This is a genomic window from Vibrio sp. Y176 (assembly GCF_033438945.1).
In genome coordinates, this window is sequence record NZ_JAWOQS010000003.1 from 612405 (window position 1) to 634088 (window position 21684).

General features: G+C 43.6%; 17 protein-coding genes and 1 other RNA gene. 5 read left to right on the forward strand and 13 right to left on the reverse strand.

Going from position 1 to position 21684, the window contains the following annotated elements; translation table 11 throughout:
- Positions 1–10 precede the first annotated feature (10 nt).
- The 3 genes from R7O13_RS11100 to hinT form a co-directional block, all read right to left on the reverse strand.
- Positions 11–403 (reverse strand): YcfL family protein, encoded by a 393-nt coding sequence (locus R7O13_RS11100; protein WP_005378469.1) that lies wholly within the window; start codon positions 401–403, stop codon positions 11–13.
- Positions 403–1800: a COG3014 family protein gene (locus R7O13_RS11105; RefSeq protein WP_025766940.1), complete on the reverse strand. Its 1398-nt coding sequence runs from the start codon at positions 1798–1800 to the stop codon at positions 403–405. Before R7O13_RS11105 ends, R7O13_RS11100 begins: the two co-directional genes overlap by 1 nt.
- A 69-nt stretch (positions 1801–1869) precedes the next feature.
- Complete coding sequence (gene hinT, locus R7O13_RS11110) at positions 1870–2220, reverse strand: purine nucleoside phosphoramidase (RefSeq protein ID WP_005378473.1); 351 nt, start codon at positions 2218–2220, stop codon at positions 1870–1872.
- A 269-nt stretch (positions 2221–2489) separates the two neighbouring features.
- Here hinT and R7O13_RS11115 point away from each other — a divergent pair, with 269 nt between their 5' ends.
- Together R7O13_RS11115 and R7O13_RS11120 are read left to right on the forward strand one after the other, a co-directional pair.
- Entirely contained in the window at positions 2490–4481 is a 1992-nt protein-coding gene (locus tag R7O13_RS11115; RefSeq protein WP_206958516.1) for a methyl-accepting chemotaxis protein, read from the forward strand.
- Positions 4482–4644: 163 nt separating this feature from the next.
- Positions 4645–5805, forward strand: a complete 1161-nt coding sequence (locus tag R7O13_RS11120) for a DUF1887 family protein (protein ID WP_005378476.1) — start codon at positions 4645–4647, stop codon at positions 5803–5805.
- A 157-nt stretch (positions 5806–5962) separates the two neighbouring features.
- Here R7O13_RS11120 and udp read toward each other — a convergent pair whose 3' ends face one another.
- The 7 genes from udp to R7O13_RS11155 all read right to left on the reverse strand — a co-directional run bounded on the left by udp (position 5963) and on the right by R7O13_RS11155 (position 14262).
- On the reverse strand, positions 5963–6721 hold the full coding sequence (gene udp / locus R7O13_RS11125) for a uridine phosphorylase (protein ID WP_005378479.1): 759 nt from the start codon (positions 6719–6721) through the stop codon (positions 5963–5965).
- 314 nt (positions 6722–7035) lie between these two features.
- A complete protein-coding gene (locus R7O13_RS11130) occupies positions 7036–9342 on the reverse strand; it encodes a zinc/cadmium/mercury/lead-transporting ATPase (protein ID WP_318303849.1) in 2307 nt (768 codons plus the stop codon).
- Between the two features lie 172 nt (positions 9343–9514).
- Positions 9515–9934, reverse strand: a complete 420-nt coding sequence (locus tag R7O13_RS11135; RefSeq protein ID WP_005378483.1) for a CBS domain-containing protein — start codon at positions 9932–9934, stop codon at positions 9515–9517.
- 247 nt (positions 9935–10181) lie between these two features.
- A complete protein-coding gene (locus R7O13_RS11140) occupies positions 10182–10916 on the reverse strand; it encodes an RNA methyltransferase (protein ID WP_262607026.1) in 735 nt (244 codons plus the stop codon).
- 212 nt (positions 10917–11128) lie between these two features.
- Positions 11129–11225: signal recognition particle sRNA small type (gene ffs / locus R7O13_RS11145), an RNA gene on the reverse strand.
- Positions 11226–11362: 137 nt separating this feature from the next.
- Positions 11363–13366, reverse strand: a complete 2004-nt coding sequence (locus tag R7O13_RS11150; RefSeq protein ID WP_262607027.1) for a GGDEF domain-containing protein — start codon at positions 13364–13366, stop codon at positions 11363–11365.
- 152 nt (positions 13367–13518) lie between these two features.
- A complete protein-coding gene (locus R7O13_RS11155; RefSeq protein WP_005389942.1) occupies positions 13519–14262 on the reverse strand; it encodes a hypothetical protein in 744 nt (247 codons plus the stop codon).
- A 257-nt stretch (positions 14263–14519) separates the two neighbouring features.
- On the opposite strand from R7O13_RS11155, the gene R7O13_RS11160 reads away from it, so the two are divergent.
- The gene (locus R7O13_RS11160; RefSeq protein WP_005378570.1) at positions 14520–14822 is read left to right on the forward strand and encodes a DNA base-flipping protein; all 303 of its coding nucleotides are present in this window, start codon (positions 14520–14522) and stop codon (positions 14820–14822) included.
- Positions 14823–14852: 30 nt separating this feature from the next.
- Here R7O13_RS11160 and R7O13_RS11165 read toward each other — a convergent pair whose 3' ends face one another.
- The gene (locus R7O13_RS11165) at positions 14853–15287 is read right to left on the reverse strand and encodes a YbaY family lipoprotein (protein WP_005378572.1); all 435 of its coding nucleotides are present in this window, start codon (positions 15285–15287) and stop codon (positions 14853–14855) included.
- 240 nt (positions 15288–15527) lie between these two features.
- Here R7O13_RS11165 and tesB point away from each other — a divergent pair, with 240 nt between their 5' ends.
- Positions 15528–16388 (forward strand): acyl-CoA thioesterase II, encoded by an 861-nt coding sequence (tesB, locus tag R7O13_RS11170; protein ID WP_005378575.1) that lies wholly within the window; start codon positions 15528–15530, stop codon positions 16386–16388.
- A 68-nt stretch (positions 16389–16456) separates the two neighbouring features.
- Here the strand turns inward: tesB and R7O13_RS11175 are convergent, their stop codons facing one another.
- The gene (locus tag R7O13_RS11175) at positions 16457–19498 is read right to left on the reverse strand and encodes a cadherin repeat domain-containing protein (protein ID WP_238844277.1); all 3042 of its coding nucleotides are present in this window, start codon (positions 19496–19498) and stop codon (positions 16457–16459) included.
- A 456-nt stretch (positions 19499–19954) separates the two neighbouring features.
- Complete coding sequence (locus R7O13_RS11180; protein ID WP_025998626.1) at positions 19955–20419, reverse strand: Lrp/AsnC family transcriptional regulator; 465 nt, start codon at positions 20417–20419, stop codon at positions 19955–19957.
- A 140-nt stretch (positions 20420–20559) separates the two neighbouring features.
- Here R7O13_RS11180 and R7O13_RS11185 point away from each other — a divergent pair, with 140 nt between their 5' ends.
- Positions 20560–21654 carry a PLP-dependent cysteine synthase family protein gene (locus R7O13_RS11185; RefSeq protein ID WP_005389952.1) on the forward strand — a complete coding sequence of 365 codons (1095 nt, stop codon included), beginning with the start codon at positions 20560–20562 and terminating at the stop codon, positions 21652–21654.
- Positions 21655–21684 lie beyond the last annotated feature (30 nt).

A 21684-nucleotide genomic window follows, 5' to 3' on the forward strand; every position in this document is an offset into this window, starting at 1 on the left:
GCCGTTAAGATTAATCGTCTTGTGCTTCTCTAATTTGCACACGGAATTTTGTGCCATTTGGATTCACAGTAACTTCAGATAACGTGACTTGCTCAAATCCTCGCACAATCATTTTTCGCCACGGACCAGGTTTGGTATTCACTTCTAAACCATTGTTGTCATACCAATAAAATCGGTAAAGAATGTGCTGATCACCTTTGTAATTGCTACTCAGCTGCACGACTCCTCGTGGGCGATCATCAACGTAAGTGGTGGTGATGTTGTCAACTAATAAGCGACTACCTAAAACGTTATCATTAAAAAATACTTTTTGCGTTTGGCCATCAATTCGAATACCAGCCGTGTTTTCGGCGCATCCAACTAAACCAATAGCCATTGCTAAACAAACAAGCCATGCTTTCATTACAGTCTCCCTAGCTGTTTATGCCACACGGTTGAGTGTGCTCCCTGACGAGATACCCATACCAATGTAGTCTGCTGTGCAGGCACTTCAAACTGATAGGTTTGATCACCCAAGTTTAAACTTTGTGTTCCCGGTTTCACGATTTTTGAAGCCGTTTTCACTTGCGCTGGCAATGTTTGCCAACTTCTCGTATCTGGCTGTTCGGTCAATGTGTTCCATACATTGAAAAGTATGTTGCCCACATCATCGCCTTTTTTCGCCGCCTCTTTTCGGATTCGATCTTTTGCCCAAACACGAAGAGCTTGACGGATCACTATTGTAGTAAGACGTTCATTAAGATCGTTTTGCGCCATCGCATTAACATCAGTCAGCGTACTGGAAGGCAATACCTGACCATTTAAAACAACATCGCTAAAACGTTGAGCACCTCGGTTCTGATAATAAGGAAGCGCCAACGAATAAATCGCGCCATTATCGCGACTGTCGTAAATTGGTAAATCAATACGCCACCCTTTCATCGCCTCAACAACACCCTGCTCATCAATAACGATGACTCGCCCTTGTGACTGAGTTAATCCAGAAGGTGCTTTGCCATACCGCTTCTCTAGCATGCGCAAGTCTTCACGCATGCCCAGCTTCTTAGCAGCGTATAAGGTGCTTTCCACAACTTGCTTGTTGTCTGGCATTACAGCGAGTGCTCGTCGGTAATCAACATAAGCACTGTTTAAGTCTCGCGACGCTTCATATAACAAGCCAGAAAGATAGAACAGATAACCATTTTGTACCGCGCTTAGTTTTTTACCAGCATCAGGGTAGTTCGCTAACACACTGCCTAAATTGGCAGACATGCCTTGCTTGTTAAGGTCTTTCTCTGCTGCTTTTAGCTCTTTTTCACGCGCCTTTCTTGCCGCTTCCTGAACTTGATTAGCACGACGCACTTCAACTAGTGCTCCTTCTAAATCGTTTTTCTGTAAGTAATTTAGTCCTAGATACAGGTGCAAAAAGCCAAGTTCGTAATCGGCGGGATGATAGTCTTGGAGATTGTCGTTCACTGCGAGAGAGCCGACGCTCGTTGCCGTGTCTGACACAGATATCGTCGCTCGATCTTGTTGAACACGTACGGCACGATCGCTGCTTTCTAGCGCATTCAAACTTGTCGGGTAATCTTCAGCAAGAAAAGAGATGCGACCTTTTTCAAAATTGCCAAGTATCTCGCCACCCACTTCACTTGATTGAAGTTGTTTTGCTTTGGCATATTCCCCTGCAACAACGGCTTGATAAACTTCTTGATTCTGGTTGCTGTAATGACTAAACAGATTGCCCGCAGATAAATTCGCGCAGCCAGAGGCCATTAAAGCCCAGCTCATCAGCCCTAACAGCTTTACACCTAGTTTCACATTTATCTCCACAAATGTGTCATTCGACAGGAAAAAAAAGTGGGTGAATCACCACCCACTTTTAAAAGCTTAGCTCAATACCATTGGACCTAGAGGGCGGCCGCCTAGTAGGTGCATGTGAATATGGTAAACCTCTTGGCCACCATGTGGATTACAATTAACGATTAGGCGATAGCCGTCTTCAGCAATACCTTCTTCTTTCGCTAACTTTCTAGCAACAGTGAACAAACGCCCCATCATTGCTTCATCTTCAGCTTCTACATCATTCGTTGTTGGGATCAGTTTATTCGGAATAATGAGAATATGGCTTGGTGTGCGAGGGTTAATGTCGCGAAACGCAGTCACCAAATCATCTTGATAAAGGATATCGGCAGGGATTTCCTTGCGAATAATTTTACTAAAGATCGTTTCTTCCGCCATGAGGACTCCATTTTATAAACGTAATTAGACCCCAATTAGTATGCGCCAACCAAAAGCGGAGCTCAATAAAAACAGTGTTCACTTAACATTATTAATCAAATGCTAATTAACGAAGCTTTTTTTGTCGTGTGCGTCATAAAATGCGCGTCACAAACTGAATACAATCCAATGAATTTTGTTACTTTTTTAAGACAATTAGTATTTTTATACCCAAGTAAACTCAAAAATGCTTGGGTAGCTTGTCTATTTTTGGGAGAGGAAGCTCACTTATGCGAGGTTCAGTTATTAAAAGGATGTATGCCGGCTTTGCACTGATCATCATCCTATTTGCCGTCACAATTGCCATTATGATGGGAGGAATGAGTGATATTCACGGAAAATTTGGCACGGTTTCTAAATCATCCCTACCGTTGGTATCGTTATCTAATCAAACCAGTGTTGAGCTGCTTTCTGCCGACAAATCATTTAAAGACTTCCTGACGACAGAGAATAAACAACGCATGGATGAAATGCGTCAGGAATTTGCTAGATCTCAACAGCGCTTCGAATCCACATTGGCTCAACTGAAAACCGCAAGCCAAACCTACCCTTCTCTTGCCGAACCGTTTTCACAGTTAAAAACGTTAGAGCAGAGCTATTTTACAGAAGCTCTAGAGGCCATGGACAACTACGAAGCAATGTTCGCGGCTCAAGAAGAAGTGCAAAAATCCTCACGCCGCTTCCAAAAACTGAATACCGAACTGTCGGTTGGTCTTAAAGAATATGTGGCAGATCAAACCAGCATTTCTGTCAAAGTCATGGCAAAGAGCTACTTTATCAAGTTAAAAGATGCCGAAGTAATTACCTCTGATGCCCTCGCCAGTTCCAACCCTGAGTTTGTTACGCAAGCCGTGGCTAAAAACCGCAAAGCAGTAACGCACTTGAATTACGCATTCCGCGGGTTGGTGACTCAGCTTCCTGAGCTAGAAAAAGCATTTGGCGAATCTGTAGAGCAATTTACTCGTGACGTCGGTATGCGTGGCGGTGTGCTAGACCAACATAATAATTACCTCAATGCTCGCGCCGCTTTGTATAACAATATCGCCAACCTAGCAAATAAAGTGGATTCAACCATGGCGATTCTTGAGCAATTTACGACAACCGCAACAGATAAGCTCAATGAATCATTGGCAGATGCAGGTGACATATATTCGGCGGGTGTAACGAAAGCCATCATCATTGGCGTTATTGTCGTTTTACTCGCGACAGCGATTGGCTACCACATCGCACAAAGCGTTCGCGAGCCGTTGACTCGTATTCTAAAAGTGTTAGAAGGCCTGACTGAAGGTGATATGACACAGCGTATCGACATTCGCTATAACAACGAATTCAGCCGCGTGAGTGGACACATTAACTCACTCGCCGACAACCTTCACGAGATCTTGGTGAAACTCAACGAAGCGTCAGAAAACCTATCGTCAACCGCGACAACCAACGAACGCACCTCTTCGCAAGCACAAATCAAATTGAGCTCTCAACGCGAACAAACAGCAAACGTCGCTACCGCGATGACAGAAATGTCTCATTCAGTGCAGGAAGTCGCGCAAAGTGCGCAAGGCTCGCTAGAAATGGTGCAACGCGTCGAATCTGCCTCTGAAGAAGGCAGAAATGTTATGAGCAGTAATATCTCAACCATTAATCAACTAGAAACACGTTTGAACGAATCGGTCTCCGCAGTTTCTGAGCTACAAAAGATGAGTGGTCAAATTGGGTCTATCCTTGATGTGATCCGCAACATTGCGGAGCAAACCAACCTACTGGCATTGAACGCGGCAATTGAAGCGGCTCGCGCTGGTGAACAAGGTCGCGGCTTCGCGGTAGTGGCAGATGAAGTACGAGTACTCGCATCAAGAACGACTCAATCAACCACTGAAATTGAATCCATGATCAGTAATCTGCAATCTAGCTCGCAATCGGCGAACCAAGTCATACAAAGCTGTATGAGCGATATGGAGATGTCGGTTGAGCAAGCATCAAAAGCGAACAGCTCAATGGAAGAGATCCAGGCGCTAATCATCGAAATCAGCCAAATGAGTACGCACATTTCACAAGCAGCAGCAGAGCAAAGTGAAACATCAACAGACATTGCTCGCAGCATCGAAGATATCAACAGCATCGCCGATGAAAGTTTCCAAGCCATGTCGAATATCGCACAAACCAGTGAATCACTGACCCACTTGGCTCATCAGCAAAATGAATTGGTCCACCGATTTAAGTTATAAATACTTTATAATTAAGAGCATTAATTAGTGCAATCAACTGTATAAGGGCGACTTTTTGTTAAGTCGCCCTTGTTTTTTGTCGGCCATGTCTACATATGATTAATAAGGCCAGCTCATCCCCTTGAACAACTCTTTTCGAGCGGCCTCATAAAAAGGAAAATCTATGGCTGTTCATGTTGGTATTATCGACCAAGACCCAGTGAGATTGGTCACTCCTCTATTAGATAATCGTACGCTAAGCACACATATCGTCTTCATCGGAGACAAGAGCCAGTTAGATATATTTGACCGACTGAGTGCCGTTTTAGATCAACGAGAAATTACTTCTGAATTTTTTGAAATTCCATCCGCTGTTAATACATCTCTGATCAAACAAGCAATTCAAAAACTGGCAAAAGACCTCCATGAACGCGGCGAAGATGTAAAATTGAACGCGAGCTGTGGTCTTCGTCATCGCTTGTTGTCGGTGTACGAAGTTTTCCGTACCTATCGCTGGCCAATTTTTGTGGTTGAGCCTAGTAGCGATAAGCTTTGTTGGTTATACCCTGATGGCAAAGAAGATACCCAAGTCGAAGATCACATTACGATTGCAGATTACCTCACTATCTTTGGTGCACGCGGCGAGTTTCACCACGTTGATTTACCACCTCTTCTTGATAAAAAATTGTATGAACTTGGTGAACGATGGGCCTCAAATGCGCTTGAACTTGGGCCAGGTCTAGCAACACTTAACTACCTTGCAACCACATGCCGCAAAGAACAAAAGCTTGATGTCGAGCTCTCCGAAAAACAGCAGGGCTACCGTGAGCTCAACATGTTGCTTTCAGATTTAGTAGAAGCAGAAATCGCCACCTATGAAAATGGCGTTTTAACGTTTGCAGATGAAGATGCTCGACGCTTTTCAAACGGTGAGTGGTTAGAAACTTTGGTTCACAGCACCGTGAAGCAAATCCAAGACACCATGCCGACGATCCAAGATCGATCGTTAAATGTTCAGGTTTATCGCAAACTTGGTGAAAGTGAAGTACGCAATGAGTTAGATGTCGCAACAGTTGTAAACAACAAGCTGCACATCATCGAGTGCAAAACCAAAGGCATGAGAGATGACGGCGACGATACTTTATATAAGTTAGAATCGCTTCGCGATCTATTAGGTGGCTTACAAGCGCGCGCAATGTTGGTGAGCTTCCGTCCTCTTCGTCACAATGACATTACTCGTGCTGAAGACTTAGGGCTAGCCCTGATTGGCCCTGATGAGCTTAAAGATTTAAGAACGCACTTAACGGCTTGGTTTAAAGACGCGGGCGGTTCAGACGAGATATAGTGCCATTAAGAAAAGCTAAAATTCACAACGATAAAAAGCAGCATTAATGCTGCTTTTTTTATACCTAAATTTTAGCTGTACGCATTTCTATAAGTAGAAAAAAACCAGAGGTTAGCCTCTGGTTTTTTCTGTTTGTTTAAATGCCAACTATAGAGGCTTAAAGCATTTTACGCGCTGCTTCTACAACCACTTTAATTGAACGCGCTTCCGTTTCTTTCAGAGTTGAATGATCTGGAATCTCTTTTTGTGTACGGTTGATGATAACACCAGCCACACAACCCGCTTTTAAACCAGAGCTCGCACACATTGTTAGCAGTGTTGCAGACTCCATCTCGAAGTTAAGTACGCCCATGTCTTGCCATTCTTGCATAGAGCCTTGGAAACGCTTAACAACACGACCAGAGAACGTATCGTAACGTTCTTGACCAGGGTAGAACGTGTCGCTTGATGCAGTCACACCCATGTGAACTGTAGCGCCAGACTCTTCTACCGCTGCTTTCATTGCGGTTGCTACTTCAAAGTCAGCAACTGCTGGGAATTCCATAGGAGCAAAGTGTAGGCTCGCACCGTCAAGACGAACTGACCCCGTCGTTACGATCATGTCACCCACGTTTACATGCGGTTGAATTGCACCCGTTGTACCAACACGTAGGAAAGTGCGAACACCAAGCTGTGCCAATTCCTCAACTGCGATAGAGGTAGAAGGACCACCAATACCTGTAGAACAAACCACAACAGGTTTACCGTCTAGCTCTGCACGGTATAGCGTGTATTCACGATGGCTTGCTAGAAATACTGGATTTTCCATTTGTTCTGCGATTTTTTGAACACGCGCTGGGTCACCAGGAATGATCGCTAGAGTCGCACCATTAAGATCAGCTTCAGTAACACCTAAATGGAATACAGCTTGAGACATAAGTCGCTCCTTATTGTGGCTTATTTTATGAACAATAAGCTCATTAATCAGTTATTGGGTACAGATGCACTGTAGCGAACCTTTCACCAACATAGAGTGATCACAATCACAATGATAAAATGTAATGAAAATGAAATTTCAAACAAAACTGGTATTGATCACACTTTAAGGGGCATTAGATCATTTTGTTGCATAGCAATGCGTGATTTCAAGGACGAGAAAAACGTCTGATCGCATCAGGTGAATACGGTTAAAAAAAGCCCGATACACGAATGCCTCGGGCTATTAATGAGTGGGATCAATGGTTAGGTCAGTTATTTGATCTGCTTGGACTCAAAACGAAGTAATCTCAACGCATTCAATGTCACCAGTGCTGTTGCACCACTGTCGGCTAATACAGCAACCCACAACCCAGTAACACCAAGTAAACTTGTCACTAAGAATACACCTTTCAAACCTAGCGCTAACGCGACATTCTGACGAATGTTACTTAGCGTCGCACGCGACAGTTCTATCATGGCAGGTAGCTCAATCAAACGGTTGTGTGTTAACGCCGCATCAGCAGTCTCGAGCGCAACATCCGTACCGCCTCCCATCGCAATGCCGATACTCGAAGCTTTCATGGCTGGAGCATCATTGATACCGTCTCCCACCATCGCAACGGTATGTTGTTGTGATAGCTTCTCGACGTAATGCACCTTGTCTGCAGGTAACAAACTCGCTTTATAATCCAAGCCTATTCTATTTGCCATTGCTTCTGCACTTCTCGGGTTGTCACCCGTTAGCATCACCGACGTGACCCCAAGTTCCTTCAACATTGCGATGGCTTGCTGGGCATCTGAGCGCAATGTATCTTGCCATGCGATCACGCCAATGACCTCGTCATCGTAACGAACAATGACAACCGTTTTACCTTGTTGTTCCAACGTAACTACTTGCTCTATGGCTTCTTGAGAAAGTGGAAAGTCTGCCTTTGAAGGCGTGACCACTTGGACCATTTTTCCATCGACGTAACCAGTGACACCAGAGCCTACTTGCGCGGTTTTATCCAACGCTTCAGGAATAGTAAGCCCCTGCTCTTGCACTTTGGTAACTAAAGAAACCGCTAGAGGATGACTTGAACCAACCTCGATTGACGCAGTTAGGCTAAGTAACTTGTCTTCATCCATATCAAAAGCAAAGACGTCGGTCACTTCTGGTTTACCTTGCGTCAGTGTCCCAGTTTTATCAAATGCGACAGACTCAACCTTGCCAAGCAACTCAAGCGCCGCACCACCTTTGATCAATGCGCCCCGCTTAGCCGCTGCCGCCAAGCCAGAAGTGATCGCCGCAGGCGTTGAAATGACTAATGCACATGGACAAGCAATCAACAGCAGGGCGAGTCCTCGATAGATCCACGTTTCCCACGGTTGGGCAAATAGTAATGGCGGCGTAACGATAACCATCAGAGACACCAGCATCATTAGCGGCGTATACCAACGGCTAAATTTATCAAGAAAGCGTTCTAATGGTGCTTTACGGGATTCTGCTTCTTCAATCAAATGAAGAATTCGGTCTATCGCATTCTCGCCCTGACGGGAAGTCACCTGTAAGCGAACCACTTTATCGACAACCACAGCCCCGGCCATCACTTTGCCACCGGTTTGATGTTCAACGGGAACAGATTCTCCCGTTAACGCACTTTCGTCAAAACTCGCAAGCACATCTTGCAAAACACCGTCGGCAGGCAAACGACCTCCGGGTGCGACTTCTATGATATCCCCTGGTTTAAGCTGCGCAGCTGGTACTTCTTTGCGTTCACCATCAATAATTAAAATTGAATTTTCTGGGACTAAGTCCATTAACGCCTGGACACCGCTTCGCGCGCGAGATGATGCATATGCTTCTAACTTTTCACCAATAAGGAAAAGCAATAACACCATTGCGGCTTCGGCGGTTTCACCTAAATATAAAGCGCCGAGCGCCGCTACACTCATTAACGTTTCAATCGCAAAAGGCGTACCGCTACGCGCCAACTTAAATGCTTTGAGCGCGATTGGGTATAAACCAAGTAAACACGTCAAAGTGAATAACCAAGCGCTTATTTGAGGGTCGATCTTAGAAATTACTGCCGCAGTAGCCATTGCACCAGCAATCGAGAGAATTTGGATGTTGTCTCTTATGACGCCAAGCCAGCCTTTCTTTGTAGTGCTTGGTTTTGGAGCATCCAGTGAAGAGAGCGGGAAACCCGTTTTTTGGGCTGTCTGCTCTATCGTAGCTATCAGCTCTCGACCATCAAAATCGACGACCAGTTTTTCTGTTGCAAACAAAACCTTGGCTTGGCTGACGCCTTGTAAAGACGTAATGGCTTTCTCAAGCTTTTGCGCACAAGATGGGCAATCCATACCTGACACAAGCCAAGCATTCCGAACGGAGGAATTACTCTCCCTTGTGGGATCGTCTTCCTCGCCTGTGTCAACGCTGCAGCCTCCTCCACTACAGCAAGAGCTTTCAGAAACATCAACACTGGCCTGAGAGATATTGAGCGAAGATTTTACTGGCGCACAGCATGACTCGCTTGCACCAAGCGGCACCGCAGTTTTGATTTTGCTAGATTGGCAACCTTGATGTTTTGTACACATAATTTTTTCCTTATTGGTATCGGTGATTTACCTATTGCTAAGGATAAACCTTAGAGTAAGCTCCAAGGTCAAGATAAATTTGTACAGTTCGGCGATAGAAAATAAAAAAGACGCCGAAGCGTCTTTCCAAACCAGTTTAAAAGCAATATTCCGTAAAATTTAAACAGAGAGGTTAAACGGGATGCTTAAAACACTCATTTAATGTCATTCCTATGGCACGCAGCACGTCTCTTCTTGTGATAACACCAACCAACTTACCTTTGCCATCCACCACTGGATACATTTTCGGCTTTCCAACTTTCATCATGTCAGCCAGTTCAATTACTGACATTTCTGGAGAAACAGATAAGACATCATCATGCATACACTCTTGTACCGTATGTGTATCTTGGCAGTGATAACTTGCTTTCACCAACTTATCTAATAAGTCTTGCTCCGATAAAAACCCAACCACTTTTTCATTTTCATCAATGACAGGGCCACCTAGTGTGACACTTTGCATTACTTTGTTTAAAGCTGCCGAAAGTGACATATCTTTCGTGAAAGTCACCGCTTGCAACGTCATGTAATCTTTTACTTTTAATGAATGCATTCTTATCTCCTTAAGGGCATTTTATTGCGGCCTTTAGATAAGTGTCGCCTAATTTCCTGATTTTACTAAATGGAAAGGAGTAATTTTATTTATAGGCACAGCCTATTGAACTAAAACAAAATTAACTCACCGAACAACATTCACTGTATTTCGTTAAACGCAAGATTCAGCCAGGCTGATTTTTCTAGGCAATAAATACAACAAAGCCAGTCAAATTGACTGGCTTTGTTATTAAGTAATTGTTGCGTTAGCTATGTTGGCGGCGCATGTTGTCTAAAATAATGCCAGTCGCCATCGCGACATTCAGTGATTCGGCACCGCCAAACGCCGGAATCGTGATCTTATCTGTCACTAATTTTGCTGCGGCTTCTCGCACACCATGAGATTCGCTGCCCATCAACAAAATACCTTCAGCAGCGAAATCCGTTTTATGAACGCTCTCTCCTTCCAAAAACGCGCCATATACTGGCAATTTGGCGTGTTCCAAGTAACTTGGCAAATCCACCAAACTCACTTGTACGCGGCCAAAGCTGCCCATGGTCGCACTGATCGTTTTAGGATTATAAGGATCAGCACAATCTGTACTCGCAATAATGTGCTTGATGCCATACCAGTCTGCAACACGAATAATCGTACCTAGATTACCAGGGTCGGATACACCATCTAGCGCAATCATCAATCCTTTCGCTTGAGGCTCTTTTACACTCGGAATTTCAACCATAGCAATGGCCGCATTATTGCTCACAAGCGTGCTCGCTTTGGTCAATTCATCAAGCGATGCTTCAACACAATCAAAACGATTTAGCGTACCAGCATTTTGTTCGAGAAATGCCGCTGTTGCAAAAACCTGCTTCACCTTCAATGAACTACTTGCTAGCTCTAGTACGTTCTTTTCACCCTGAACTAGGAATAAGCCATGCGCTTTACGCTGTTTCTTTTGACCTAAAGCACGAAGCAGTTTTAATTGGTTTTTTGAAATCATTAAAGTATCCCAGGTGAAAATGATTATTCGGCGAGTGTACCCTAAACAATCTTCACGAAAGTTCGGTATCGAGCGGATGAGATTATAAATTATACCTAAATAACCTCAAGAAGCTTGGTCATCAGAAGACGTTGAACACCAAGCGTAGCCAAAATAAAAGAAGGCTCAAAAACGAAAAAAGCCCTGCGATAACGCAGGGCTTTCAAAGGGTGGGACCCCAGCCACATCCCGGCACACAAGTCACACGCTGCGGCTGCTTCCTTCCGGACCTGACCGAGTTCACGAGCTATTGTTGCGAGAGGACCAGAGCCCCATAATTCTTTTCGAGAGGTCTTGCCTCAATCGATGGGGCGATTATTCAGTATCAGCTCTCATAATGCAAGAGCAAAAACCTTGAATTTCATCATTTCATTACCGTTTGAACAAAACTCGATCAATTCATTCCTTTATGATGAAACCGTGCAGTCACGATAAGAGGAGTCGTGCCGTGAGGACTGCTTACTCATGTACATGTCTTCATCAGCCAAATGCATCGCTTGCTCTAAGCTCATGTGCCGCTCCCTTTTTGCAGAGAAACCAATAGAGATACTTATAGACTCCAAATCACTACATAATTTGCCTTTCACGTCGATTCTACTGAGCTCTCTCATTGCTCTAGTTAACTCGGCTTGCGTTGGATAACCCAGCAATATGAACTCATCCCCTCCAATTCGATAACATCTTCCCGACCAGACATAATGAATTTTTAGTGCCAGTAGTTGTAAAACTTCGTCCCCAGCGCGATGCCCATAAGTGTCATTGATTCGTTTGAAATGATTAATGTCTAAGTAAAGTATGGATAGATCTTTGTTTACTCCTTTTCGATACTTTACTTGCAACGCACGACGGTTCCTTAACCCTGTTAAGTTGTCAGTGTTCGATTGACGGTAAAGATAAAGCGAAACACAAATAGCAAACAATAATACAAAGATAAACACAGCTTGTGTTTGCGTCGCTAATCGAATCTCATATTCAAGTGCGGTACGCCAATCTGGGCGTACATCGTACTGAGCAATGATCTTATCAACTTCTAACATCGCTATCGCTCGACTGAAGAAAGGCGCAAGCATGGCTCCTTTTTCATTCGCGACCAATCCAACAGAGAGTTGTGACTCATAAAACTCGCCAATAGCGGTATCCTGCTCTATCGGAACCAGTTCACTGAGACGTAAAAAATGATTGAGCATCGCCGTATCCATCGGAATGTAATCGACTTCTTCATTTAATAGCCCCTGAATGAGCTCTTGTTGAGTACGATAACGTTTGAGTTCTTTTAGCGGTAACAGTTGCGTCATCATTTGATCGAAAAAGTCATCCTTAACCACGCCAATCCGCTCAGATATCAACTGTGAAACATGAGAGTATGTGCTCGGCTTGTAACCTAAACGCTTGACCATCACCGATGCTGGCGCGTAATGGGGCTTTGGAAAGTAGCTAAATGCGCGCCGCTCACGGCTGACCGTTAACGGCGCCAAAATTTCGAAATTACCTTGGATAAACTCATGGTACATAGAACCCCAGCTTTCACCAGGCTCACTAATGATCAAGCAGTTTAAAGCCAAGATCTCACAGCTTCTCAGGACTACATCAGCCGTCATCCCTTCGACACTACCATCTGCGTTGTATACAACATATGGAAAGATAGATTCGAGCTTAATCCGTATTGGTTCATTAAAATCAAGGGGCAATAAACGAATAGACTCACGCAACGCTGCTCGCCTTAATTCAAATTGATACTGGGAAATTTCTTCGCGAAGCTGCTTTTGCACCGCTTCTCCGTGAATAAACGTGGCGAACGTGTCCAACTCCTCAAGATGATGATCTTTTTTACTGATGATGGATACGGGCTTTATCGAAATCTGATCATTGAGCATCTTGGCGTCAAACCCCTCCATCAGCATCGGCTTGAGCTGGTTAATGGCATCGACAACGCCGTCCACAGCACCTGAACGTAGCAGTGTTACTGCTTGTTCGTGACCTTGATAAGAGATCTGTTCTAGACCAGGGTAGTGTTGTTTAAGTAATTGGGCATAAACTGTATCTTTGGGGACGCCAACACGCGAAATATCACTCAACGTCGAATCTTTTAAGCCAAAGAGGTAGGTATATTCGATATTTGTTGGGCGGGAATAACTAAAACGTTGAGCACGTTCTTGTGTGTAAGTGATATTCGCAGCAAAGTCCGCTTCCCCATTCGCTACTGAATTTAGAATGGCATCAAAGCTGGAGTAGTTTACGTATTGAACGGTAAAGCCAAACTCCTTTGAAGCAGCATTGAAAAGAACACGAGTGACGACATCATCCGCTTCAGTCGCGACTTTATAATGAGCAATTAAAGGGGCTTCGGCTTTTACATTCAAACTCAAGAGGCAACATGCAAAAAGCAACAGTGTTCGAGCAAAAGTTGTCATGACAAACTTATCTTAAATCAACCACTTATATTGTGGTTATTATTATTGGAAGTGTAGTAAATATGAAATGAAGAACATATACTAATCTCCATTTTGTTCCACAACCAATTCGATACTCTGCCGCACATGTCACTTTTTACCTGACTAAAAATTCATAATTCAGCCTGTTCATCGCTACTACGTAAAATATAGTCAGTCATCCAAGCCGTCCCTAACAAACAGATCCAAACCACGAAAACAGGGTTTGGCACATCCGTGGTCGGGCTGACGACCAAAGCGGCAAAACCCACAGTCGGCAATGTCCAACATAATAATTTGCTCCAACGAATGGTATGTTGAAGCTTCGCAAGTGCTTCCATTGACGCTAACATTCCCGTCAAACTTAACGCCATAAGAACGGCATACGGTAGGCCTGCAATCCACAATGGGAGCAACAAAAACAACGGCCACCAGCTGTGTTTATTGGATGGCGTCCAATGCGCAGCCGACCACCACATCGCCATAACCGCAATGGTTTGAACCACTGTAACCCAAGCAGACCCATCCAGCTTACCGCCTTGCTGTGTGACCATAAGACCAACTTGCAGTGTAAGTACAATAAGACCAGCGGTGAGCAACACGCCTAAAGAGCTTCTACGAGAAAACACCACCATTAAAAGTGGGAAAAGGATCAAAACACCAACCGACAAAGCAATTGGCTGCATTGAGAGTGTCGCACCAAAAGCCATCATCGCGCCCAGTAATACTAAGCCAGCGAACCCACCTTGTGGCAGAACCCACAGCGCGGGGATCATAAGTGCAAGAACGGGAATGTCACCCTCGCTCAAACTCATCGCCCGAACACAGACAACAGCGAGTAAGGTCGTAACGAAAAATTGAAGTGTCGATAAAATCATAGCGCCTCCTGGCTTCCCCACCTACTTGGTAACTCAACGGCAAAAACTGGGATTGAAAGTCGTTGAGAGGGTCTAGATTCAAGCTTAGCTTGCGTTTGCTTCATGCTGTTTAAGGCTCATCAACCAACGACACTAAAGAACAGAAAATGTAATTCTTCAAAGTGAGTCGCTGGCAACACAAGGGTTAAGAACCGTTAGCAATATACAAGTCCAATGGTTTACCATTCCTTAGTAATCCAAAATAGACACTTTTGAGTATGGACCAATTTTTAGCGCAAATCTTTGCTGTAATTCACCAAATTCCAAAAGGAAAAGTCTCCACCTATGGGGAAATTGCAAAAATGGCCGGTTATCCGGGCTATGCGAGACATGTTGGTAAAGCACTGGGTAACCTACCAGAAGGCAGCAAACTCCCCTGGTTTAGAGTGGTAAATAGCCAAGGAAAAATATCTTTAAAAGGCAGAGACTTAGAGCGACAAAAAAAGAAATTAGAAGCAGAAGGGATTGAAGTATCGGAAGTTGGCAAAACTTCACTTAAAAAATACAAATGGCAGCCTTAAGCTGCCATTTTTTGTTCTCAGTACGTCGTATTAACGTGTTCCAACTAGACGAATATCTAATTGGTGAGTTTGTGCTTCATCTGTAATAACACCGTTATGTGTGTCGCTGATAAAACGCAGCTTTCCATCTACCTCAATGCGAGCACGAACGCTGTAACGATGGTTTGGTTTGATTTCATTGCTGTCGTAACTCAACTCAAAAGAAAGAGGAACTTGCTTACCTTCCGTTTCGAATGTCTGTTTCGCCAACACTTTTGCTGGGGCATCCGCCAAGGACACATCTTCTAACGCAATAGTAACCACTGCGTTTGGTGGCAAGGCAATCCGCTCGCGATAAGCCACTGTACCTGTAATCGTCTTCATTGACGCTTCTGTAGATTCCATTTCTGTATTTTGAGAAGTTTGGCAACCCACTAACGCAGCCCCAAAGAGTAGAGAAGTAACAAGTAGTAGTGTTTTTTTCATATATTCCTCGAAAAGAGCATTAAACCGAGGCAATTATAGGTGTGGAATATAAAACTGTCTGCTTCCTGTCACTTTATTTGACAATAGTTTGACTGAGTTAGAATTTATCAAACAATTGATTTTGTTTCATAATTGGAACAATACTATTTCTAAGTTACTCAATAGTTCTTAACTATGCCACTTCACAAGAGTGAGGCTGTTGAGGTAACTTGGAATGAAAGACAACGGTGAGGAGACACAATGAGTAAACCACTACGAGAATTGCTCAGCCTACTACAACTCGAAAAATTAGAAGAAGGCTTGTTTCGTGGCCAAAGTGAAAACCTAGGTTTGCCTCAAGTTTATGGCGGTCAAGTAATTGGGCAAGCGCTTTCTGCTGCGCGCTACACCGTTGAAGAAACACGCACGGTACACTCCTTCCATAGCTATTTTTTGTACCCTGGCGATCCAGAAAAACCTATTATTTATGACGTAGAAAATCTGAGAGATGGCCGTAGCTTTAGCACTAGACGCGTAAAGGCAATTCAAAATGGACGCCCTATTTTTTACCTAACCGCATCCTACCATGGCGATCAACCTGGGTTTGATCATCAAAAAGAAATGCCAGATATCCCTGGTCCAGAAAACTTTGCCTCAGAGAGTGAGCTCGCAAGCCATATTGCAGAATTTCTACCCAAACGCTTACGCAAAACATTTTGCGGGGAAAAGCCAATCGAAACTCGCCCCGTTACGGTTATCAACCCTTTGAAGCCCAAAAAAGCAGAACCCAAACAGTACCTTTGGATTCGTGCTAATGGTGAAATGCCAGAGAATCAGCTAATTCACCAGTACCTTCTGGCCTACGCATCCGATTGGGGATTCCTTGTGACAGCAATGCATCCACATGAAGTCTCATTAATGACGCCTAACTTTCAAGTGGCCACCATTGACCACTCTATCTGGTTCCATCGTCCGTTTAAGATGGATGAATGGCTTCTATATGCGATAGAGAGCCCAACGGCGAGCAATACTCGTGGGTTGGTCCGTGGCGAAATATACAACCAGCAAGGTCACTTAGTGGCGACCGCCGTGCAAGAAGGGGTGATGCGCTACACGAAATAGCTCGTGTTCGCCAGACGAAAAAAGGAGTGCTGTTCCGCACTCCTTTTTTAATGGGTATCAAACGATGATTAATTTGGTTGATACTTCATGTTAATAACCGACCATTCGTAAAGTGATTTCGGGTAACCATATTCGCCTTTCCCGTAAATGACATTTGGGTCGGCATAGAATCCACCTTTATTCGTTGCTAAAAATTCACGAACCCCACGACGGTAAGTAATCACAGGTGCTACTAACTCATACTCTACCTTTTCCATCTTCGAGTCATCAATTATTAAGAACCGAGTCATACGAATCGTGCTGCCGTTGGTGCAGTACCCTGGGTCATCATAGTCAATTGCTTCAAAAGGCTTGAGATCATCTTCGAACAGCTCTGATGTACATCCATCAAATCGAGCTAAGTGTACCCACGCTCCTTTTATTAGAGTTTGGTCATCGTTACCCACCGGCTTGAATGCAAGTAGTGCAATCTTACCTTTGCCGTATAATTTCAATTCTTCGTCCGTTGGCTCACGCACTGAACGAACGTTCATCAAACCAAACTCACTTTCTTCTAAGTTAGAAAACTCACGTGCATTTAGCGTGCTAAACAATACTGTTTGTTCAGTTTCAAGCAATGTATATTGATCCGCAACACCTTCATCTGCAAAGCTTAGATACAGCTGGACTTTCTTACTTTCCAACGCTTTGTAATCTCTAGATTCTCCTTCCGAAACGTCGAGAGAAATCCAACGTCTTTTTACTGGTGGGAGGTCAAGTAATGTCAGCTCTTCCTTATCAACATCTAATGAAGCGACTCCTTTAATTGTTGAGCTGGATATTTGATAGCTGCGGTTTCCTATTGGTGTACCAAAATCTAGCTTAACCTTTTTAAATGGTTCAAATTCCACCTTCATCGTGGAAGTACTTAAACCAGGGTGCTTCGCTTTGTTAATAGTGCCATTTACGACGATTGTTTTAGCTTTGTAGTTGCGTCCAGTGAGGGTTACCTCTACTTGGTACTCGCCTGCGTGTAAAATCTTCAAGCGCCCCGTATCAGGGGAAACTAACTCGACCACAGGATCTTTTTGGTTAATAAGACGGTAACTTGCCTTCGCAGTCCCACCACTCATCACTGGTGAGATAACACTACTAGCGGAGAATTCTACCGTTGGGTAAGTAACCGATACAGGGTTTGTGCCTTGTTTAATCGTGACCGAGAAACTACTTTCACCCGGATCCACTTTGTCGTCCCCCGCATCCGAAACAATAATTTTTGTGCTACCCGCGTTAAGAATTTGCATGGCACCCGTTTGGCTGTTTAAGGAAACTACATCTGTTGCTGCGTTGTCTGCAAATCGGTACGTAACTTCCCCAACCGTACCAGAGATTTTCGGCGCAACAAATGTTTGGCCAACCTTCCAAATCTCTTCCACATCGGATTGAACTTCAATTCGGCTCGGCGCACTCAAAATTGTCACGTAGACTTTTTGATCAGGACCAACAGTATAATTCGCGCTCTCTTTTCTGCGCACAGTTAGCGTCGCTTTACCCGCTTTATACACATGGAGACGTCCTTCACTAAAACCACCGACAACATCTGGTGCGGTGTTATCTACAATCTCAATTTGCTCGTCAGCACTCAAACCAAAATCACGGTGAAGATCAAAACTGTATTTGTTGCTGTATACAACGTCATAATCGTGCGTTGCCATGGGTTGGCCTTCAGCCTTTGCAACTTTGATGACGACATTAAATTGAATAGGTTGGTAGAACTCCCCACCATCGTCTTCAAACTTAAGGTCGTACTCACCCGCAGTCACTACCTCCAATTTGCCGTCAGTCATTCGTAAGCCATTAGGTAAGCTGCTAACTAGATTTACGTTACCTTTTTGCCCTTTAAACGCCAGAGGGATTGAAAGATTTGGTTGATAGGTAAGCGGCATTTCAATGTCTTTTATAACGGGATGAGGCGCGCGATTAACTTCAAGATCAAAACGAGTTTTGCTTGCAGGATAATTACGCATGTCATGCTCGTAAATTTCCACTTCAGCAGCACCAACACCTTTGATCAGTAATGCTTCACCATTTTCAGTTTTAGCAACAACGTCTTCACCACGAATGATTCTCAGCTCATAGTCACCGTAGGCGTTCGTCACCTTAGGGAAAATTCGTCCACCTTCCTCATAAGTTGTGACAATATCCGCTGCGCTGATTTCTTGACGCTTGCCTTGTTTTATATCCACAAAGAATTGCGCTGTTTGCTGTTTATCCAGAAACGCGTCGCTGTAAGTTGCAGTCGCTTCAACCGTTAATCGCCCAACATTATGAACAAGAAGCAAACCCGTTTCAGGGTCTAGCAACTCGGCCACCTTGCTGTCTGGTACGCTATTTATTATTTTGTAAGAAATACGTTGCGTTTGAGCTTTATCTAGACGCACTGGTTCTAACGTCAACCCTTCTCGATACTCGTCTTCAAGCAAAGCGAACTGTAATTGCCCCGGAGCTACTGCATGCAGTTTAACCGTAGCGCGAACTTGTTTCGGCAAGTAAAAGTCGTTACCTGAATCAGTAATCAGCACCGATGCCTGACCAACTGAACCTAATGAATATACCGACCCGTTCTCATCAACACGAATCAAGTTATGACCACTTTCTACCTCATAACTCAGTTCGCCTTTTTGGCCACGGACGATCAACGCTTTTCCTTCTGACTCAATCGCATTGAAATTCAGATCACTCACTGAAAGTTCAGTATTGATACCTCGCTCTACAGTCACAGAAAATCTTGCTTCAGAAGATTCATAAGCAGAGCTACTATCTGTAGCAAGAATAGTCGCCGTTCCTGGGCGCAGAATTTGTAGTATTCCTGAGTCATTAATTTTCACGACATTTGGCGGATTAGAATCAATGACTTGGTAAGATACCGACCCATGTACATTGCTCAGTTTTGCTTCAGTAACCGTTCCCACTCCTTCAAACTTCAATACCGTGTCTTCCACTTTTAATTGCGGACGGTTCTGCTTTGTTATCGTAGTTGGTGTCTTCGTATTGTTCGGCTTAGAGTCTCCCCCACCGCCACAGCCAGCAAGTAAAGCTGCGAGAAAAAGCAAATAGTAATTTCTGTTCATTTTTAGTAATACTTTGTTACATACAAGATGGAGCGATAATAATACGATGTTTTATTAATCACTATCCCCATTTTTGAGTACTTTATTACTTAAGTAATTGCTACTGTATTCATCCTAAAAACAAATACTCAAAAATAGCGACCAAATTACATGAAAACACAAAAAGCAAACGTTTAAATCAAACTCTTCCATTAATTTAGTAAAAATTAATATTCAATAAAATAAAACATGAAAAAGAAAGAGAAAAAATTGCGTTATTTTTTCTTTCATTATGATGTACAGGATTAATGGACTGTAAAAACAAATGGTTAATGAAAAATAGAAGAGAGAATAAATATCGTTTATATTTATAAAAATCTGATAGGAAATAGTTTTAAAAGCATAATCAAACTACCTTTTAACATTTAAAATACTAAAAGGTAGAATTAACATTAGATAGAATTCTTATAGGGCGAGTTATTTTAGGATTGGTAACTCTGTTGTGTATTTAATGGACTCCATAGCAAATGTTGAAGTCACATTAGATAGCCCTTTTACGCTATTAACTAACCGCTTATAGAATTCGTCAAAACACTTCATATCTTTGACTAGTACTTTCATCATGTAGTCATACTCGCCAGCCATACGATAAAACTCCATTACCTCAGGAAAGTCACTCACAGTTGTAACAAAATGGTGATACCAACCTTCGGAATGATCAATCGTTTTTAACTGAACAAATGCAATGAAAGATAGCTCGAGCTTTTCTGCACTTAACAACGCCACGCGTTTTTCGATGTAGCCCTCTTCTTCCAACCTTTTCAAGCGCTTCCAGCATGGTGTTGTAGTAAGATTGACTCGCTCAGCCACGTCATTTAATGACAAGGTGCTGTCGGTTTGTAGTAAAGCAAGCAGCTGCTTATCTATTCGATCTAAACTCATTTCTATAAAACCCATAAAATGTAGAAAATTTTTCTACAGATATCTTTATTAAGAGTAACAATAGCAAAGTTTTTCTCGGAAATTATAGATAAATTATCCCTATCTAATACTTATCTATCGATTTCCCAAGGAGAGACGCCATGTGTACTGACCACAATTGGATCAACAATGCAGTGCGTAAAATTGAAGCAGACTTCCAACGTTCTGCTGATACTCACTTATTTAAACTCGAACTACCTTCTCTTGATGGTATCGATATCTATCTAAAAGATGAGAGTACGCACCCTACAGGCTCTCTTAAGCATCGATTGGCGCGCTCATTGTTTCTTTATGCTATTTGTAATGGATGGATTGGTCCTGAAACCACTGTAATCGAGGCGTCCTCAGGCAGCACTGCCGTTTCGGAAGCGTATTTTGCGCGTTTACTTGGCTTACCGTTCATTGCCGTCATGCCGAAAACCACCGCACGTAAAAAGATTGAACAAATTGAGTTTTACGGTGGTAAAGCGCATCTTGTAGAGCGCTCAGATCAGATTTATGACGAGTCTCGACGCTTGGCTCAAGAGTTAAATGGTCACTACATGGATCAGTTTACTTATGCTGAACGTGCGACTGACTGGCGCGGTAACAACAACATCGCGAACTCTATCTTTAGCCAAATGGAGTTAGAGGATCACCCGATTCCTAGCTGGGTAGTGATGAGTCCTGGAACAGGCGGCACATCAGCAACCATTGGCCGTTTTATTCGTTACCAAAAATACGACACCAAGCTTTGCGTGGTAGACCCTGAAAACTCAGTGTTTTACGATGCTTTCCAGTCAGGAAATCACTCATTGAAAGGCGATACTGGCAGCAAAATTGAAGGTATCGGGCGACCACGTGTCGAACCAAGCTTTATTGCTGGTGTCATTGATGAAATGCGCAAAATTCCAGACGCAGCCAGTGTGGCAACCGCCCATTGGGTATCTCAGCTGATTGGGCGTAAAGTCGGCGCATCAACAGGCACCAATCTTTACGGTGTGCTGCAATTGGCTTGTGAGATGAAACAACGCGGTGAGAAGGGTTCTATCGTGACGCTTCTATGTGATTCTGGAGAGCGTTACCTAGATACGTATTATGACTTAACATGGGTAAAAGAGAACATCGGCGATATTCAACCTTACTTAGCTCAACTCGAAGTCATTCAAGCAAAAGGTTGCGTTGAGCCAGCTTGTTGCGGCTCAACTAACGCTTAACGTGCAAACTGGACTTTAAAAAAACAGCCC

What these genes read in the sequence shown, in the direction of transcription:
- R7O13_RS11180 (WP_025998626.1), bottom strand. Translation starts at nt 20,419, where the DNA reads ATGAGTTTAGATCGAATAGATAAGCAGCTGCTTGCTTTACTACAAACC.
- R7O13_RS11140 (WP_262607026.1), bottom strand. Translation starts at nt 10,916, where the DNA reads ATGATTTCAAAAAACCAATTAAAACTGCTTCGTGCTTTAGGTCAAAAG.
- R7O13_RS11100 (WP_005378469.1), bottom strand. Translation starts at nt 403, where the DNA reads ATGAAAGCATGGCTTGTTTGTTTAGCAATGGCTATTGGTTTAGTTGGA.
- R7O13_RS11115 (WP_206958516.1), top strand. Translation starts at nt 2,490, where the DNA reads ATGCGAGGTTCAGTTATTAAAAGGATGTATGCCGGCTTTGCACTGATC.
- R7O13_RS11120 (WP_005378476.1), top strand. Translation starts at nt 4,645, where the DNA reads ATGGCTGTTCATGTTGGTATTATCGACCAAGACCCAGTGAGATTGGTC.
- R7O13_RS11130 (WP_318303849.1), bottom strand. Translation starts at nt 9,342, where the DNA reads ATGTGTACAAAACATCAAGGTTGCCAATCTAGCAAAATCAAAACTGCG.
- R7O13_RS11185 (WP_005389952.1), top strand. Translation starts at nt 20,560, where the DNA reads ATGTGTACTGACCACAATTGGATCAACAATGCAGTGCGTAAAATTGAA.
- tesB (WP_005378575.1), top strand. Translation starts at nt 15,528, where the DNA reads ATGAGTAAACCACTACGAGAATTGCTCAGCCTACTACAACTCGAAAAA.
- udp (WP_005378479.1), bottom strand. Translation starts at nt 6,721, where the DNA reads ATGTCTCAAGCTGTATTCCATTTAGGTGTTACTGAAGCTGATCTTAAT.
- R7O13_RS11155 (WP_005389942.1), bottom strand. Translation starts at nt 14,262, where the DNA reads ATGATTTTATCGACACTTCAATTTTTCGTTACGACCTTACTCGCTGTT.
- R7O13_RS11135 (WP_005378483.1), bottom strand. Translation starts at nt 9,934, where the DNA reads ATGCATTCATTAAAAGTAAAAGATTACATGACGTTGCAAGCGGTGACT.
- R7O13_RS11160 (WP_005378570.1), top strand. Translation starts at nt 14,520, where the DNA reads ATGGACCAATTTTTAGCGCAAATCTTTGCTGTAATTCACCAAATTCCA.
- R7O13_RS11175 (WP_238844277.1), bottom strand. Translation starts at nt 19,498, where the DNA reads ATGAACAGAAATTACTATTTGCTTTTTCTCGCAGCTTTACTTGCTGGC.
- hinT (WP_005378473.1), bottom strand. Translation starts at nt 2,220, where the DNA reads ATGGCGGAAGAAACGATCTTTAGTAAAATTATTCGCAAGGAAATCCCT.
- R7O13_RS11165 (WP_005378572.1), bottom strand. Translation starts at nt 15,287, where the DNA reads ATGAAAAAAACACTACTACTTGTTACTTCTCTACTCTTTGGGGCTGCG.
- R7O13_RS11150 (WP_262607027.1), bottom strand. Translation starts at nt 13,366, where the DNA reads ATGACAACTTTTGCTCGAACACTGTTGCTTTTTGCATGTTGCCTCTTG.